The sequence below is a fragment of the Bradyrhizobium sp. 27S5 genome (assembly GCF_037217225.1).
Taxonomy (GTDB): domain Bacteria; phylum Pseudomonadota; class Alphaproteobacteria; order Rhizobiales; family Xanthobacteraceae; genus Bradyrhizobium; species Bradyrhizobium septentrionale.
The window spans coordinates 689,740-705,856 of the sequence record NZ_CP147714.1; the positions used below are offsets into that span (position 1 = coordinate 689,740).

Here is a 16,117-nt window from a genome sequence, read left to right on the forward strand (position 1 = left end):
CATCGGATGCAAATCCCCGTGCCAACATAGCGCGGAGACAAATGGCCTTGTGCGCACGGTTGACTAGTGTCGAAGGTCTTCTCGCCTGCGGCAAGAGCCGCAAGCCTAGCAGGGTGAGATGCATGAGACTGCGGAGCCATGGTCTCATACCAATCGTCTAGCAATCGGCGAGCGTAGGCTCTGATTGGGTGCTTGCGCGCTCGTGCGCGGACGCAGAGCGGCGGCGACGTCCACGGGAGATCGTGCGACGATCTTCTTAGGCTCGACAGCGGGAAGGCCCTGCTCAACTCGCGCGATCTTTGCGGCCTGCTCATTAGCGAGCCGTTGTCGGTTGATCTCGTCGTACGACGGCCCGGGCATGATCTTCATGAGAGCATCATCGGCCTCAGCCTCGGCGAGTTCGCACGCGCGGAGATTGTCGCGCGCAAGCTTCTCTTCAAGGTTGGCTGCATTGAGCGCGACCTCGGCATCGTCGAGACGTTGAGCAGGACCAAGAAATGGCGTGTTTGGGATGTGATGCGCCTGCCGTTGGCGGAGTGTAGACCGCTTTCGGCATGCCCGGATGCGGCGAAGCCAACTCTTCCGCGAGTGGTGCGGCGGCCTTCTCCGCGCTCTTCGGCACGACGCGCCTGCTCCCGTGCCCTTGAGCACGGCTCGGGTCGGCCTTCGTCTCTTGGGTCGTCCCAAGAAATTCCTCGGGATCGCTATGGATATTCGCGGTCATGGGGCAACCTCTTTTCTATGTGGTATCAGAGAGACGCATTGTAGGCGGCGATTGAAGTCGCGCGAGCTTCGGCTTGACGATGCTCTCGCACACGCAAGTCATGTTGCTCGCGAGCTAGGATCATCGCCGCGTCAAACTGATCCTTCGTGCCGTAGTTCGCAGCCTTCGGCGGGACGAATTGAAATGGCTCGCTCGCGATCTTGTGCGCTTCGAGCGCGGACGTCTGCTCGACCTCGGCGTCGCGACGTGCGCGAACCGCTGCGACGTATCGTTCATAAGCAATTTCGCGATGTTCGATGGCGGCGACCAGCGTTGCCACTTTGGTTTGCTGGCCATCATCGAGCTTGGCGACCTCGACCGGATCGATGACCGAAATGTCGAGCTGGCCGAACCGATTTCTGAGCGTGAGAGCCATGATGAAGTCCTTTCTGAAATGAGGTGCCGCCGTGCTCTCGAAGGATGGTCCATCGGAGCGCGGCGGCCCCTTCTACTGATCGCGTCACCGGGAAATGTCGCGACCAATCTCGATTAGCGTTTGACCGGGCGACCGATGCCGTCCGTCCGTGAACGCCGGATATTCGCGCTCGGCACCTTGCCGCCCGGGCTACCATCGCTGACAGTGCGCGGAGGCAAGCCGTCATGATGAGCAATCGGATGGCCCATGATCTCCCCGAGGCGCTTGCTGTCGTCAGCCGTGTTCGCGTTCGGCGTGCCAGCGTTCGGCGGTGCGACGTTCGGGATGATGGGAAGCGACTTCTCGCGAGTGAAGCTTCCGGTTTGATCGTTGTTTTGACCGCGTGCGGTCTGGCTCTTCATTTTCGAACCGACGATATCAACTGCCATTTTCGTGTCCTCCAAATTTTGGTTTCATTTTCCGTCTGGCATTTATCGCCCCTTGCAATAAGCGCGAGCCGATGTCTATCGCGTCAAATTCTAGCCTCGCCCCACTCTCTGCCCGTGCATTCCGTGGCAAAACGTATTCGTCGCCATCGTCGCCTCTGACGAAACCATATTTGGCGTTTGTGACGGTGCCGTTCATCGTGACTGCCGTCTCCTGCAACGAAGTATCAGCGCCGCGTTGAAGTCGCGACCGACGCGGCGGAGCCCCCGTCCAATTCTCTGCCGTTGGCAGGGTCGGTTGTCTCATCGGCATGCCCCGCGATCCCCTTGCGTGATCGATGCGTGCCGACGCTCTTCTCCGCATGCATGGTGACCGGCAAGCGACCATCCATCACTGGCGACGTTCTCGGCGCGGGCTTGCTGCCATGATCTCGTTTCCTAGACATCTACCTCTCCCCAGATTGTCGTCACCTTCTCCGGTCGGCCCCCGGCCTCCGGCTCGATCAGCCGCACACGCGCGGCGGTTGGGCCTTTGCCCGGGCGATAGTTGCCCGGATCGTAATCAACACGGTCGCCGCTGTAGAACCTCACTCCGTTCGCGGCCCTGCCGCCGAACCATAAATTTTCTTCGCGCCTGCCGCCGCCGTCATCGGGAACGATGAAGCCGAACATGCTCCCCGTGCTGCCGCCATCCTTAAAACAGAACTGTCCCTGTCGGCATGGCATCGCCCTCACTCCAAAACCTTGATGCTCTTTCCGACCCGGCGCTGCTGCCCGCGTTGACCGGGATAGAGATCGCAATCAATCATCGCGCCCTCGCGCAGCACGCCGCTGATCACGTTCGCGTCTTCCACGATAATCTTGCGCGCTTGATGCGTGTCATCGCTGAGCGCGTGGCCTCTCTTGCGTTCCTGATCATAGTGGTTGACGCGAAACAGCATCATGACTTCTCCGCCGGTTTCGGCTTCGGCATCTTCCTGACAAGGTTCGCCGCGTCTTGCAGGATCACAGTCGGATGGTTGGCGAGCGTCGAATGGAATTTATCGACTTGCTGCTTGGACATTCCGTTGTGAATTGGGATCGGCTTCTCGTATGACTTGAGCGGCGGCTCTTTCTCATCGTCGAGTGGCGGAGCACCGTGCAGGAAATCATGCGACGGTTTTGTCTGACGACGTTGTCCCGGAACGGGCCGAGCATCGACAATGCGCTTCGGTGCGCCATCGCGGCCACCGAATGAGCTATTCAAGGGCCGATGAGCGGGAGGGCGATAAGCTGGAGCCATGATTATATCCCTTCGAGTTGTCCGTGACGGACGGACGGTTATTTGCGGAGAGGTTTGCTCACCGTGGTTCCGGCGGCCTTTACCAAAGCATTCGCCAGCGCGGTCCCCGTTTTTATGACTGATGCGATGCGCGCCGCGCGTGCAGTCTCATCGCCGCGAAAGCTCGCTGACCACGGATTGTTGATGGCGTCACGTGCGGCGGCCTTAGTTTTATCCCCTACGTCGGCGGGGTTCATTCCGACCTGATCCGAAAACGGTTTCGTCACGCCATGGCGTTCGGCCTCTTCGACGAATGCAGCCGTCGCGAGCTTGTCCGACTTGTGATAGTCGCGAAGCTGTTTGAAGCGTGCCGCTCGCGCCGTCATGTTTGGTTTCGTCCAAATCGCGGCGATGAGTTCGGCCTCTTCGACCGGGGCCTCTGGTATTTCCCAATGCGAGCGGGGATGGTCAGGATCGTTGATCGTCAATTCCAAATCTTGGGAAACGTCTTGCCCCTTGCTGTTGATGAAATCCCCGGTTGACGGATCGATGAGCCATTCGCCCATCTGCAACTCGTGAGATTTCATCTCGACGTATTCTTCAATCGCGCTAGCATACAGCCGCTTCTTCCGGGACGCTGCGACGTTGCCCGCGAAAATGGGGAGCTTCAAAAGTGCGTATTCTTCTTTGACTACTGCGTCAGCCATGATTGGGACCTCGTAAGATTTGGGGATGAGTTCTCAGCCATTCGACAGCGTCGGCGACTACGATGCGACGCCGGAGCCCGAGCTTGTAGACCTTGAGCGCGCCGGATTTGATTGCGGGCCGGATATCGTCATCGCGAACGCCTAGCATCGCGCAGACGGCCCACGGCGAGCCGGCGAGGATTGGCAATGGCTTCTTGCGTGCAGATGCGGAACGAGGCATGCGAACCTCCGAAGGGAAGTCGACGCTCAGCGTCCTCGCTGGAGGTGACGCGGAGCAGCCAATAGAGTTTTGGATTGAACTTCGCGGGCATCATGCCGGTGCGCGGCCCATGGCGGCACACTGCGAATTTCGAGTGGATTCTACCACGCTGAGGTAGTCCGGCAACTGGCAAGTTCGGGCACCGTTCGTGAGAACAAAAAGCCCGACTGCTGGTAGCCCAAAGGGCCGCCGGTAAGGCCGGGCTCTTCGTTTCGTGCGGTCCCGTGGCGCTATGCTTCCGGGTATCGCTTGCCCGAACGGGGGCTAGTGTCCGGGCTCGCGACCGACGCGGACAAGCTTGCGGCGCGTCGTCTCTTCACCGAACTTCGTTTGGCAAGTATCTCGCGGAGCCGCCACGCCTTCCAAGCAGTGAGCAGCGCAAAGAAGACGATGAGCACACGCATCACGAGGCCTCCCTTGCTTTGAAATGGAGGATTGTTGCTGTCCGCATCTGTGCGCCGTAGACGCGGCGCTGGTCTTCACGGCTGATGTTGAAGGCGCGGGCGGAATGCTCGTGCTCATCCTCTTCGTCTTCGGGCGCTACGCACCCGGGCATGGTGCGGGGTTCGCGGATTGCGGCCATCTCCAAAAGATCGGCTTGAGTGTTCACAAGACGGACTTGCTCGCGAGGGATGCCCGCTAGGCGCTTGACTTCACCCGCGAAGCCGAAGGCCCCGGGCTCGCTGATTTCAGTCATTGCGGAGGCTCAACGCGGTTGATGATGATGTCGAGACGGTCGCCGCTGATCCTGCCAACACGCAATAGCTCGCTGGCGACATCGGTGATGGTTGCCCAGTGGCCTTGCACCAGTGCTAGAGCCTCCTCGCCGAGGTCTTGGCGTGATCGCCGGGCCTTGGGCAGATATTCCGCGATGAGGCTTTTGTCGTCGTAGTCTGAGCCATCCGATGTAGGATCAGCGGTGAATTTCGCTTCTGCAAGCGGGCCTGCCATCGTTTGAATAAGGAGTGCTTCGGCCAGTACAGCGACTTGCGCGGACGAACCCTGCCAGCCAGCCTTGATGATCATGCAGTGTCCGTTCGCGTCCTCAGTTTCACGCAGGGTCACATACACCACATCAAAATCCAGACGCCGAGCCACGACAGCGTGGCCAGCCTCATGATACGCGGCGGCTTCGCGCGAACCACTCAGACGCGCTACGCCTGCCGCTGACACGGTTTTCGTTTCGAGAGGGGGGAACATAGGACTTTCGCTTTCCGTCCTGCCCTGCGATGCCAAGCGATTGGCACCCTATGTTTGCGGACCACCTTCCGGGCGGGGACCAATCCGTCGAAGTCCCACTCTTCACACAGGCATTGGGCGCTAGATGCTCCCGAGTGCCGCCAGCGACAAGACTGCCCGGCCCTTTTCAGATCGCATGGTAAATGGGGCCGGTCGGAGGAATGCTCCGAGCCGCAGACCGACCAGATACGGCTGATATCGGGGGCTGCCTGTTGGCTTGCCGCACGGCGCTGGGGCGGTCTATAAAGCGCCGAGGCGGGTCGGTAGCCGTCATCACGATGTCAGAATGTTGAAGGCCGAAAAATAGGGTCAAAAGTGCCAAGAAACCCAATAAAAACGGGCACTTCTAAGCGGGCGTAGTTCAATGGTAGAACGGCAGCTTCCCAAGCTGCATACGAGGGTTCGATTCCCTTCGCCCGCTCCAAAACCCTTTAAAGCAAGGCTGTTCTGCGCAGCGCACGCCGTTGAAATGAGCTGTATTTCTAGGCTTCTGTGAGCGGCTCATTTCGTTGAAATGATTGTGATTTTAGGTCCTCATGAATACGATTTTGGTGCCAAATCGGAGCCAGGAATCTTTCCTCGTGGGCACGTTGCGCGTTTTGCGATCCGTGATTCAATGAAATGCATTAGAAGCTAATGACATCGAACTATGTCAGACAACAGCGGGGCCATGACGCCCAACACAATCGGCGAACTCTGTTTTCGCACTACCTTTAATCCCAGCGCTAGTGGCGATGTGTATGTCATCAGGCAGCGCACGGCTGAAATTGATTAACCTGTGCGATCACCTCAAACCTAAAGACGCCCGCTAGGTGGCTTTGGCCCAGGCGGCTCACGAAGAGGCGGCGATGTGGGCAATGAAGGCCGCGACCGCATAGCAACACCATTTGTGCGCGTGTAAACTCTTCCGATTGCTCGGGGAGTTTTTCATTAGCCAAGGGCTAGTCGATCATGAGCGACAAAGCATCAGAATTTCCGATTGAACGCGCATTCCTCGAACTCACGCAGGAACTCGCTGATGCGAGCAGCGAGCGTACCGATCAGTTTTTCGCTGAAGCTGGCAAGAGCTTGCCGAAGACCGTCGATGCGACCGGGACGGTTCTGTCGATCTTGTACCGCTTGGCGTGTTGCTACTACGGTTGCCGAGGAGGCGATCATCAGATCGAATGGCTGACGGGAAAATTCGTCAGTCAGGCCATAAGCGCCTATCGCCTTGTTAGAGCAGCGCAGTATGACGAGGCACTCATGCTCATCCGTGGCATGGGCGAAATAGCCAATCTGCTTTGGCTCTTCTACGAGGACCGAACAGAACTCGCGACATGGAAGGTCGCAGACAAAAAGGCGAGACTCAATAATTTTCGACCTTCAGCGGTGCGTCGTCGGTTGGAGTCGTTGAATCAATTGGGTCCACCCATAGATGCTGAGCGATATGCCGCATTGTGTGAGATTGGAACACACCCAACACCGGCACTCGCCCCCGGCCACTACAGCGGCACCGGTCAGCCGGTGCTCGGTGCTATTCTGCAAGAGGTTGGGGTCTTCGTCTGCGTAAATGAACTCGCGTATACGGTTGCCATGGCCGCGATACCGATCGTTGTTCTGCTCAATGCAAGCGATGATGTGAAGGCCGCGTCAAAGAACGAAAGCGTCCGGTTGCTGGAAGGCATCGGCAACTTCACGGTCTTAAATTACGAAGAAGGTTTGCGCGAAGTGATGGCGAGAGCGACATCGACGAGTAAACCTAACCATGGTGCTTCATGATTGCCCCCAAACTGCGGAGCCGGAAAAGAGCTAGATCACGGCCGACCCATTAATTTGACAGGAATCCATGATTGTTTCCCAAGCTGCATGCGAGGTTCGATTCCCTTCGCCCGCTCCATGACCCTATGCAGCAAGATGCTTCTGCGCAGGGCACGTCCTGCATTTCTAAGCTTCTGTGGATACCCCGTTCGTTGAAATGATTGTGATTTGTGGGGCCAGCAATAGCGAATCTGGAGCCACAAATACTTAGAATGGAAGGGAGCACGATTGCTGCCACTGCAAGTACCCTTGGAGGCATCTGGGCGCGTAAAGCCAAATTGGTCTGACGATCTTTCTGGTCGAAGGGACGCCTGATTTTCAAGAACTGGGAAAGACGATGCGAGACGTGCGCGAATGGGAAGAAGCAGATTTGAATGCCGTGGTATCGGCGGACGAAAAGGAAAACGTCAGTCTCGACTACAAGGATTCACGGTCGCTCAATTTCAGCGACAAGACGCTGATGAAAGACAAGCGCCCACTCGGTGATAAGCACCGCGAGGACATCATTCGCGACGTTGCTGCAATGGCCAATGCCGAAGGCGGAACGATTATCTATGGTATCGCGGAGAGAGATGGAGGCTTTCCCGACAAGATCGATGACGGCATTGACCCGAAGGTCGTACCTGCAGACCGGATTGAGCAGATTCTTACCACGAATATTCACCCGCGCGTGGAAGGTCTATTCATCAGGCAAATAGAATTGAAATCGAAAGGAAAGGGCACATGCGCTTTCGTCATCTCGATTCCAAAGGCGACAACCAACGCGCCCCATCAGGCGGACAATAAAATCTACTACAAGCGCCACGATGCGACGAAGCAGCCGATGGACGACCACGAAATTCGCGACATGGTTGGTCGGAGTCTAGAGTTTGGTCGCAAGTTCGGCATTGCATGGGACCTGCTTGTTGAGGTACGGCGAATTTTCTCAGCAGCGACGGAGCGTAGCAAGATTGACAAGGGCACGTACCTTCCGCGTGCCAGCTTGTACATTACGGTCTCGCAGAGCCTTCGTACATCGGGTGTTGCCGTGATGGCGTTACCTCAGGCTTTGCGTCAGAAGGCTGCAAAGCTCATCAACGATGTCGACAGGTACAATTCGATCATCGAGACAGTGGACCCTGGCCAGCGGGAGGAAGCGAGGTTGACCGACCCATTGCGCGCGCTTCTAAGCGAAATCATTGCTAACGGAAACGAAATTTGCGGCGGCTTGTTGAAGGTTCTTGAGGATGAGCCACGCTAAGTCTCTCGATGCCACAAGCAATTAAAAAGTCGTCACCGCCATCTATGCGAGCCCGGGGCTATTAGCCTGAGTTTCCGGGTGGTTGGTAACTAGCGATTGCTTTTTTCGCCGCGTCTCGCTCTGCCAACTCCTGCTTCTTGCGATGGTCATCCTCGAGAATAAAGATGATGGCCGTTCGAGCGACCTCAAAGAAGGCGAGACAGTCGGTCTCTTCGAGTTCGTGGATGCCCAGGCTCAATATTGAGTACATCTTCTTGCTCTCGACCAAGAAGCCGGGGAGATAGTTCCGCATCAACCCAATGCGCTCATCCATCTTCATGCGCCGAAACTCGGCTTCATCCCACTTCTCGGCATCCTTGAAAGCGGCAAATCGCTTGTTAATGATTCTTTCGAAAATTCGCCGCATGTAAACGAACGAGCCGATGCCGACTCCATGCGCCGCAAGTCCACTCGCGCGATTCAACTCTCGTGCATCTTGCGGGCTCAGCACGCCTCGATACTGCTTTGTTGAGCTTTCGGTGACATCCGCAAACGATGGTAGCTGACCCCACTTCTGCACCGTGTCTTCGTGCAAGCGGAGCACGAATTGTACAATATGACTTTCATGCCTCGTGCATCGACAGTTCACGTTGGCATCGAACGCGGCTTTGTACGGGCGTGGACGGTTTCGTATGTCACCATCCTTCCATACGATCTTGAATGTGGCTTGTCGCTTGCAGAACGGGCAATGACCTTCAGCGTTCTCGTCCTTCCACCACTTGCCCTCCGGTAGCTTGAACGCCGCATAGAGTGGTGCCTCGAATAACAGCGCTTCGAGGCCTGTGAGAGGTTGCGGTTCACTCATCCTTGCTTCTACCTATATACTTATACCTGTCCCGAATAAGTCGGCGACGATTCGGACATGCATCATAGCGCACCACCAGTGCGCGCTACACGCGGAGCCAAAATGCCTGCTAAGTCATTGATTTAACGGGGAATCAAAAATTATCTCGCGAGATTCATACGAGGGTTCGATTCCCTCAGCCCGCTTCAGCCCTCAGGAATAATTGCGCAGGTCATTTTTGTCGGTACGACATGTATTTCTGTCGGCAAGACAATTTATATGAACCAGCAGGAGACACGACATGAAGTTGCTTGGAGCGCTGCTGCTTGCGCTAAGCGCGCTTTGCATGACAAGGTCGGCGTCTGCACAAATGTATGACCCACGCTATCCGGTCTGCATGCATGCTTACGGTTCGTTGATCGGCGACCGAATGGACTGCATCTTCGCGTCGCTGGATCAGTGCCAGGCGGCCGCCATGGGGCTTCCGGCGACCTGTCTGATCAACCCTTATTACGCGCCAAGATCGGTGCGCCCTTACAGGTGAACGGTAACTTTTTCCGCGCGTATTCGCGAGCATCCATTTGAGATCAATGCATGGAATGGTGGCACTACGCGCTCTTTGCGATCGTTCTGATCGGGTGCGCATTTGTGGTTCGCGGCCGTCGCGGCAAGAATTCGAAAGAGGACGAGGAACTGAACCGGCGGATTGACGAGCGCGTCGAGCGTCTCGATCTCACTCGCCGCAATCGCGACAGGGATTCCTGACCGAGATTCGCAGAGCCAATCCGCAGGCAGGCTTCCCGCGATGATCCCGGGATAATACGGCGATCTGTTCACGCAACGTGCGCGTCTAACGCACTGTACTCGACCTGTTCTTCTCACAAGGCGCAGTTATGTTTCCGTAGTTCTCCGCGTTTGAGAACGGAGTTCCGCCGGAACGATCTCGCCGGTTCCCGCATTGGCCATATAGAACCGGCCATCCTCCGGCGAGAACGGTCGGTTCAAGCCCGCGGCGGATCGTCCCCCTCTCAACCACCCCCTGGAAGACGGCCGCCGCGGGTCCTGATCCCGCGGCAAGCTCAGCGCCAGCCCAAGGTGGGCGCGATCTGAGTCAAGATCGTCTCGATCACATGCGCGTTGTAGGCGACGCCGAGCTGATTGGGCACGGTCAGAAGCAGGGTGTCGGCCTCGGCGATCGCCTCGTCCGTCTTGAGCTGCTCGATCAGTCTGTCCGGCTCGGCGGCATAGCCGCGGCCGAAGATCGCGCGCGTCCGCTCGTCGATGAAGCCGATCTGGTCTTCCTCCTGCCCGTTGCCGAAATAGGCGCGATCGCGATCGTCGACCAGCGCGAAGATGCTGCGGCTCACCGAGACGCGCGGCTCGCGGGTGTGGCCGGCCTCCTTCCAGGCGGCGCGATAGGCCCGGATCTGGGCGGCCTGCTGGATGTGGAAGGCTTCTCCGGTCTCGTCGCTCTTCAGCGTCGAGCTCTGCAGGTTCATTCCGAGCTTCGCGGCCCAGACCGCGGTGGCGTTCGAGCCGGCGCCCCACCAGATGCGCTCGCGTAGGCCCTCCGAGAGCGGTTCGAGCCGCAGCAGGCCGGGAGGATTGGGAAACATCGGCCGTGGATTCGGCTGCGCAAAACCCTGTCCGCGCAGCATGTCGAGGAAGATCTCGGCGTGACGCCGGCCCATGTCGGCGTCGGTCTGGCCTTCGCCCGGCTGATAGCCGAAATAGCGCCAGCCATCGATCACCTGCTCGGGCGAGCCGCGGCTGATGCCGAGTTGCAGGCGTCCGCCGGCGATCAGATCGGCCGCGCCGGCGTCCTCGATCATGTAGAGCGGATTTTCGTAGCGCATATCGATCACGGCGGTCCCGATTTCGATCCGGCTGGTCTTTGCGCCAACCGCCGCCAGAAGCGGAAAGGGCGAGGCCAGCTGGCGGGCGAAGTGATGGACGCGAAAATACGCGCCGTCCGCGCCGAGCTCTTCGGCGGCGACCGCGAGGTCGATGGATTGCAGCAGCACATCGGCGGCTGAGCGGGCCTGCGATTGCGGTGAGGGCGTCCAGTGCCCGAACGAGAGGAATCCGATTTTTTTCATATCGGCAATGTAGGCATGCCCGACGCAAATTGCGATCGGTGGCGTGATACGGCGGTGACACGAAAGTGTTTACCAACCGGGGAAAATTTCTGCAGCCGGGGCTTCGGGTTTGGATGATTGCCCATCGCGCGCGCGGCGCATGCATCCAGGTCCTGCCGCCTGCGCCGTTGTGCAGCTTGCGATGATGCGGCGCGCCGCCTAGCTTTCGGCGGCCGTTGTCCCGCCACCACGCTCCCGCAGGTCCCGATGTCGCAGCCGCTTCTGTTTCAGCCGATCACGCTTCGCGGCGTGACCTCCCGAAACCGCATCCTGATTTCGCCGATGTGCCAGTATTCGGCGACCGACGGTATCGCCAATGACTGGCACCTTGTGCATCTCGGTAAATTCGCCCAAGGCGGTGCCGGGCTGGTGATGGTCGAGGCCGCGGCGGTTACGGCCGAGGGCCGCATCACCCATGGCGATGTCGGTATCTGGAACGACGAGCAGATCGCGCCGCTCGAGCGCATCGCGGCCTTCCTGAAGGACAACGGCGCTGTGCCGTCGATCCAGCTCGCGCATGCCGGCCGCAAGGCCAGCATGCAGCGTCCATGGTACGGCAATGCCGCACTCGACGAGGCCGACCGCGCCCGTGGCGATCTGCCATGGCGGACGGTGGCGCCGAGCGCGATCCCGATGGAAGACGGCTGGCTGATGCCGCACGCGCTCGACGTCGCCGATCTCGCAGCGCTGCGCGAGCAATGGCGGCGCGCCACCTTGCGCGCGGTGGAGGCCGGCTTCGAATTCGTCGAGGTGCATTGCGCGCATGGCTATCTGCTGCACGAATTCCTCTCGCCACTGTCGAACCGTCGCAGCGACGCCTATGGCGGCGATCGTGCCGGGCGGATGCGCTATCCGCTCGAGATCATCGAGACCGTGCGCGCCGCCTGGCCCGCGGAGCGGCCGCTGTCGGTACGGATCTCCTCGGTCGACGGCATCGACGGTGGTCTCGCGCTCGAGGACCAGATCGCATTCGCCCGGGAGGCCAAGGCGCGTGGTGCCGATTTGATCGATTGCTCGTCAGGCGGCCTGCTCGGTTCGGCGACGGCGGCGCGGATTCCGCGCGGCTACGGCTTTCAGGTGCCCTATGCCGCCGAAATCCGCCGGGCCGCCGATGTTGCCACCATCGCAGTCGGCCTGATCCTGCATCCGCAGCAGGCCGAGGATGTTCTGGCGGGCGGCCATGCCGATCTGCTCGCGATCGGCCGCGAGGCGCTGTTCGATCCGAACTGGCCGCTGCACGCCGAGCTTGCGCTTGGCGGCGGAAGCGGCGAGGTTTTCGCGTCCTGGCCGAAGCAATATGGCTGGTGGCTGGAGCGGCGCGAGCCGGGCCTGCGCAGGCTCGAAGGCCCGCCGCTGCCGTTCCGCAAGATCTGACAAGAAGCCCTGAGAGGTCGTCATCATGACATCAATCGCAAAGCGTCCCTATCGTGGCGTCTTTCCCGTGGCGCCGACCATCTTTGATGCCAACGGCAATCTCGACCTCGACGGCCAGCGGCGCTGCGTCGACTTCATGATCGACGCCGGCTCCCACGGCATCTGCATCCTTGCCAATTTCTCCGAACAGTTCGTGCTGACCGATGCCGAGCGCGAAACCGTGATGCATGCGGTGCTCAAGCATGTTGCGGGGCGGATTCCCGTCATCGTCACGACGACGCATTTCTCCTCGGCGGTTTGTGCGGCGCGCAGCCGCGAGGCGGAAGCCGCCGGTGCCGCCATGGTCATGGTGATGCCGCCCTATCACGGCGCGACCTTCCGCGTGCCGGAGCCGGGCATTTATGAGTTCTATCGGGTGGTGTCGGATGCCATCAAGATCCCGATCATGATCCAGGACGCGCCGGTTGCGGGCACGCCGCTCTCGGTGGATTTTCTGGCACGGATGGCGAAGGAGCTTGCCAATATCAGGTACTTCAAGATCGAGGTGCCGATGGCGGCGAACAAGCTGCGCGGCCTGATCGAGAAGGGCGGCGCCGAGATCGAGGGGCCGTGGGACGGCGAGGAGGCGATCACGCTGATGGCCGATCTCGACGCCGGCGCCACCGGCGCGATGACCGGCGGCGGCTATCCCGACGGCATCCGCCAGATCATGGATCCGTTCTTCGCGGGCCGGCGCGACGAAGCGGTGCGGGCCTATGCGCGCTGGTTGCCGCTGATCAACTACGAGAACCGCCAATGCGGGTTGCAGGCCTGCAAGGTCCTGATGCGCGAAGGCGGCGTCATCAAGTCCGATGCGGTGCGCCACCCGTTGCAGCCACTGCACCCCGCGACCCGCGCGGGGCTGATCGAAATCGCACGCACGCTCGACCCGGTCGTGCTGCGCTGGGGACGATGAGCGCGCCCATAGCGTTTTCGAGCGAAGTGGACACCGGTTCGCGTGAAGAAAACGCGTCAAAAAAAGAGCTAGAGCTTCGGTTCTGATTCAATCAGAACCGAAGTTCTAGACGTCCCACCTCACCGGCAGATCCAGCAGGCCGCGGAACGCCCAGCCGCCGATCCGCGGCGGCTTGTCCTCGATCAGACGCAGGTTTTTCAGGCGGTTGAAGATCGCGGGCAGCGCGACGTCGGCGACCATGGCGCGCGAGGCCCAGGCGCCGGCGCAGAAATGCGGGCCGGCGCCGAACGCGATGCTCTTGCTGGCGTCGCGGCGGACGTCGAACGCGTCGGGCCTGTCGAAATGCCTCTCGTCGCGGTTCGCCGAGCCGAACATCAGGAACACGCGCTCATTGGTCTCGAACGCGACGTCCCGGATCGTCCAGGGCTTTGCGATCCGCCGCGGCGACATGCCGATCGGCGAGATCCAGCGCGCATATTCTTCGAACACCTGCAACCACGGGATCGTGCCGCTCGTCGCGAGTGCAAGCTGATCCGGATGGGTCAGCAGCGCCCACACCGTGCCGGCGATCGCGTCGCGCGGCTCGTTCTGGCCGCCCGAGATCGCGAGCTTGATGTTGGCGCGCACGCTTTCCATCGGCATGTCGGTTTGCAGCATCACGCCGAGCAGGCTGAGGTCGGGCGTCTTGCGCAGCACCGACACCATGTCGTCGATCGCGGCATCGATGCCCGAGGTCGCCGCGTGGCAGCGCGCCTCGATCGCGGGGTCGCCGACATAATTGGCGATGCCGTCGATCATGCCCTGCGACCAGGCGTTCATGTCCTGGAAGCGCATGTTGGTGAGGCCGGTGATCGACTTCAGGCATTCGGCTGAGAACGGCAGCGCGAAGGCCTGCACGAAATCGACCACCCCGTCCGGCTTCAATTCGTCGAGAATGCGCGCTGCATGTCGCTCGAATTGCACGGTCCAGTGCGATCGGACGGTCTTCGGCGAGATCGCCGGGAAGATCGCCTTGCGTTCGTTCATGTGCGCATCACCGTCCTTGCGCATCATGTTGTGGCCCATCAGTTTGTTCATCAATCCTTCGGGCTGGTGCGACGAGAACACGTCGATCTGCTTCTCGGAGACGAAGATGTCGTCGCGGTTGCACAGCAGCGTGCTGCCGAGCTGCGGCACGAAGGCGATCGGCGCCTCCTTGCGCATCCGCGCGAGTGTCGGATAGGGGTCCCGCCAGAAGGCTGGCACATCGATGTCGAAATGGGGAGCGGTGCTCACGACGTGTATCTCAGGTTGGCCTCAGGTTTCGGACCGAGCATAGGCCGGAAAACATCACCGGTCTGTCCCCACCGTTGGGGACAGGCGGAAGCCACCGCTCAAGGCCCCCTCAGTTCAGCTGGCGGGTCGAGGCCATCAGGCGCAGCGCGATCGCGAACAGCTCGTTCTGCGAGGAGATGCCGAGCTTGTCATAGGCGCGCTTGCGATAGGTGAGGGCGGAATGCAGACCGATGCCGAGCTCGGCCGCGATTGCTTCCGAGCTGAGGCCCGACAGGATACGCAGGCAGACCTCCCGCTCGCGCCCGGTCAGCCGGGCGAGCGGTGCTGCCGTCGCAAACAGGGTCTGCAGCCGCGCGATCGGATCGGCATCCGGCGCCATGTCGGGCTGGAAGTGCCGCGCCACCGCTGCCGTCAACGCGGGCGCGACCGCGGCCAGCCGCGCGATCTGTTCGCGGCTGAAACGGCCTTGCGCTGTGATCTGGTAGAAGTTGACATAGAAGCAGGTGTCGCCAGTCCAGATCGCCGAGGCGAACTTGTCGACGATGTCGGAATCGTCGAAGAAGATCTTGCGGTAGCCGTCGCTGTACATCCGGCGAGCAAAGGTCGGCAGCACGATTGGCGTGGCCTGCGCCTGCCCCTCGAACACGGCATCGCGGTTCGGGTCGGCCTGATGGAAATGTTCGGAATAGGCGATCCCAAGCTCACGCCCGGTCGGGATGTTGCCGACGTCGAGCAGGCACGCGGCGGACCGCGGGCCTGTAAACGAGAACACCATGCAGTGGCCGACGCCGGCGACGCGGCGCAGCGAACCGATCAGGGCCTGCGGAAAGCCGTCGCGGCCGATCGCCAGCAGCGCCGGCGTGATGTCGCTGACAACAGAAGTCTTGAAGGCGAAATCTGCCTTCATGGCGTCCTCCCTGTGTTTCGGGAAGATTAGCAGCGACATCACCGGGTTGGAAGCGGACCATAGCGTTTTCGAGCGAAGTGGGGCCCGGTTCGCGTGAAGAAAACGCGTCGATCAAGAAGCTCGGGTCAGGCGCCCGGCACCTGGTCGAGGAAGCCCGTGATGCTCCTGATCCGGCCGTCCTTCAGCATGGCGAAATCGGTGCCCTTGATCGGGCTGTCGACGCCGTCGGGTCCGAGCCCCCAGGAGAAGCGGACATGGTCGCCGAAGCCGTTCGGTTCGCCGATCAGCTTGAAGGTGAAGTCCGGAAACTTCTGCTGCACGCCCGCGATCAGCGCGTCGACGCCCTCATGGCCGTCACCGCTCATCAGCGGATCGACATAGCGCGCATCGGCGGTCCAGTTCTGGCTCAGCATCTCGCGGCGACGGCTCGGCGTCCGCTCGTTCCAGAGCTCGATATAATTGCGGGCGATGGTGGCGTGGTCGGTCATGCTGCTCTCCTTCGATGGGCCGGACTGTGCGGCTGTCCGGACTATCGAAGGTTCGCAGGCATCGATCGATTACCTCGGAGGTCATCG

Annotated in this window: 20 protein-coding genes and 1 tRNA gene; 6 read left to right on the top strand and 15 right to left on the bottom strand. The window is 60.3% G+C overall.

Annotated elements, in window-relative coordinates:
• Positions 1-144: 144 nt before the first annotated feature.
• The 10 genes from WDM24_RS03280 to WDM24_RS03325 all read right to left on the bottom strand — a co-directional run bounded on the left by WDM24_RS03280 (position 145) and on the right by WDM24_RS03325 (position 4,991).
• Positions 145-369 (bottom strand): hypothetical protein, encoded by a 225-nt coding sequence (locus WDM24_RS03280; RefSeq protein ID WP_338830442.1) that lies wholly within the window; start codon positions 367-369, stop codon positions 145-147.
• Between the two features lie 380 nt (positions 370-749).
• Positions 750-1,139 carry a hypothetical protein gene (locus tag WDM24_RS03285; protein ID WP_338830443.1) on the bottom strand — a complete coding sequence of 130 codons (390 nt, stop codon included), beginning with the start codon at positions 1,137-1,139 and terminating at the stop codon, positions 750-752.
• 113 nt (positions 1,140-1,252) lie between these two features.
• Complete coding sequence (locus WDM24_RS03290; RefSeq protein ID WP_338830444.1) at positions 1,253-1,567, bottom strand: hypothetical protein; 315 nt, start codon at positions 1,565-1,567, stop codon at positions 1,253-1,255.
• Positions 1,557-1,763 carry a hypothetical protein gene (locus WDM24_RS03295; RefSeq protein WP_338830445.1) on the bottom strand — a complete coding sequence of 69 codons (207 nt, stop codon included), beginning with the start codon at positions 1,761-1,763 and terminating at the stop codon, positions 1,557-1,559. Before WDM24_RS03295 ends, WDM24_RS03290 begins: the two co-directional genes overlap by 11 nt.
• A gap of 239 nt (positions 1,764-2,002) precedes the next feature.
• Complete coding sequence (locus tag WDM24_RS03300) at positions 2,003-2,236, bottom strand: hypothetical protein (RefSeq protein WP_338830446.1); 234 nt, start codon at positions 2,234-2,236, stop codon at positions 2,003-2,005.
• A 59-nt stretch (positions 2,237-2,295) separates the two neighbouring features.
• Positions 2,296-2,508 carry a hypothetical protein gene (locus tag WDM24_RS03305; RefSeq protein WP_338830447.1) on the bottom strand — a complete coding sequence of 71 codons (213 nt, stop codon included), beginning with the start codon at positions 2,506-2,508 and terminating at the stop codon, positions 2,296-2,298.
• Positions 2,505-2,846: a hypothetical protein gene (locus WDM24_RS03310; RefSeq protein WP_338830449.1), complete on the bottom strand. Its 342-nt coding sequence runs from the start codon at positions 2,844-2,846 to the stop codon at positions 2,505-2,507. Before WDM24_RS03310 ends, WDM24_RS03305 begins: the two co-directional genes overlap by 4 nt.
• 38 nt (positions 2,847-2,884) lie before the next feature.
• Entirely contained in the window at positions 2,885-3,532 is a 648-nt protein-coding gene (locus tag WDM24_RS03315; protein WP_338830450.1) for a hypothetical protein, read from the bottom strand.
• A gap of 662 nt (positions 3,533-4,194) precedes the next feature.
• A complete protein-coding gene (locus WDM24_RS03320) occupies positions 4,195-4,488 on the bottom strand; it encodes a hypothetical protein (protein WP_338830451.1) in 294 nt (97 codons plus the stop codon).
• Positions 4,485-4,991: a hypothetical protein gene (locus WDM24_RS03325; RefSeq protein WP_338830452.1), complete on the bottom strand. Its 507-nt coding sequence runs from the start codon at positions 4,989-4,991 to the stop codon at positions 4,485-4,487. Before WDM24_RS03325 ends, WDM24_RS03320 begins: the two co-directional genes overlap by 4 nt.
• 389 nt (positions 4,992-5,380) lie before the next feature.
• Between WDM24_RS03325 and WDM24_RS03330 the strand changes: the two genes are divergently transcribed.
• The 3 genes from WDM24_RS03330 to WDM24_RS03340 all read left to right on the top strand — a co-directional run bounded on the left by WDM24_RS03330 (position 5,381) and on the right by WDM24_RS03340 (position 8,070).
• Positions 5,381-5,454: transfer RNA gene (locus tag WDM24_RS03330), tRNA-Gly, on the top strand.
• 527 nt (positions 5,455-5,981) lie between these two features.
• Positions 5,982-6,791 carry a hypothetical protein gene (locus WDM24_RS03335; protein ID WP_338830453.1) on the top strand — a complete coding sequence of 270 codons (810 nt, stop codon included), beginning with the start codon at positions 5,982-5,984 and terminating at the stop codon, positions 6,789-6,791.
• Between the two features lie 376 nt (positions 6,792-7,167).
• Positions 7,168-8,070 (top strand): ATP-binding protein, encoded by a 903-nt coding sequence (locus WDM24_RS03340; RefSeq protein ID WP_338830455.1) that lies wholly within the window; start codon positions 7,168-7,170, stop codon positions 8,068-8,070.
• 61 nt (positions 8,071-8,131) lie between these two features.
• Here the strand turns inward: WDM24_RS03340 and WDM24_RS03345 are convergent, their stop codons facing one another.
• Positions 8,132-8,914, bottom strand: a complete 783-nt coding sequence (locus WDM24_RS03345) for a hypothetical protein (RefSeq protein ID WP_338830456.1) — start codon at positions 8,912-8,914, stop codon at positions 8,132-8,134.
• Between the two features lie 280 nt (positions 8,915-9,194).
• Here WDM24_RS03345 and WDM24_RS03350 point away from each other — a divergent pair, with 280 nt between their 5' ends.
• Positions 9,195-9,437, top strand: a complete 243-nt coding sequence (locus WDM24_RS03350) for a DUF3551 domain-containing protein (RefSeq protein WP_338830457.1) — start codon at positions 9,195-9,197, stop codon at positions 9,435-9,437.
• 535 nt (positions 9,438-9,972) lie between these two features.
• Here the strand turns inward: WDM24_RS03350 and WDM24_RS03355 are convergent.
• Positions 9,973-10,992, bottom strand: a complete 1,020-nt coding sequence (locus WDM24_RS03355) for an LLM class flavin-dependent oxidoreductase (protein ID WP_338830458.1) — start codon at positions 10,990-10,992, stop codon at positions 9,973-9,975.
• Positions 10,993-11,238: 246 nt separating this feature from the next.
• On the opposite strand from WDM24_RS03355, the gene WDM24_RS03360 reads away from it, so the two are divergent.
• Together WDM24_RS03360 and WDM24_RS03365 are read left to right on the top strand one after the other, a co-directional pair.
• Positions 11,239-12,405, top strand: a complete 1,167-nt coding sequence (locus tag WDM24_RS03360) for an NADH:flavin oxidoreductase/NADH oxidase (protein ID WP_338830459.1) — start codon at positions 11,239-11,241, stop codon at positions 12,403-12,405.
• Between the two features lie 25 nt (positions 12,406-12,430).
• Positions 12,431-13,360 (top strand): dihydrodipicolinate synthase family protein, encoded by a 930-nt coding sequence (locus tag WDM24_RS03365; protein ID WP_338830460.1) that lies wholly within the window; start codon positions 12,431-12,433, stop codon positions 13,358-13,360.
• Between the two features lie 105 nt (positions 13,361-13,465).
• Here WDM24_RS03365 and WDM24_RS03370 read toward each other — a convergent pair whose 3' ends face one another.
• The 3 genes from WDM24_RS03370 to WDM24_RS03380 form a co-directional block, all read right to left on the bottom strand.
• Complete coding sequence (locus tag WDM24_RS03370) at positions 13,466-14,635, bottom strand: cytochrome P450 (protein WP_338830461.1); 1,170 nt, start codon at positions 14,633-14,635, stop codon at positions 13,466-13,468.
• Positions 14,636-14,744: 109 nt separating this feature from the next.
• Positions 14,745-15,542: a helix-turn-helix transcriptional regulator gene (locus WDM24_RS03375; RefSeq protein WP_338830462.1), complete on the bottom strand. Its 798-nt coding sequence runs from the start codon at positions 15,540-15,542 to the stop codon at positions 14,745-14,747.
• A gap of 125 nt (positions 15,543-15,667) precedes the next feature.
• Entirely contained in the window at positions 15,668-16,030 is a 363-nt protein-coding gene (locus WDM24_RS03380; protein WP_029077875.1) for a nuclear transport factor 2 family protein, read from the bottom strand.
• Positions 16,031-16,117 lie beyond the last annotated feature (87 nt).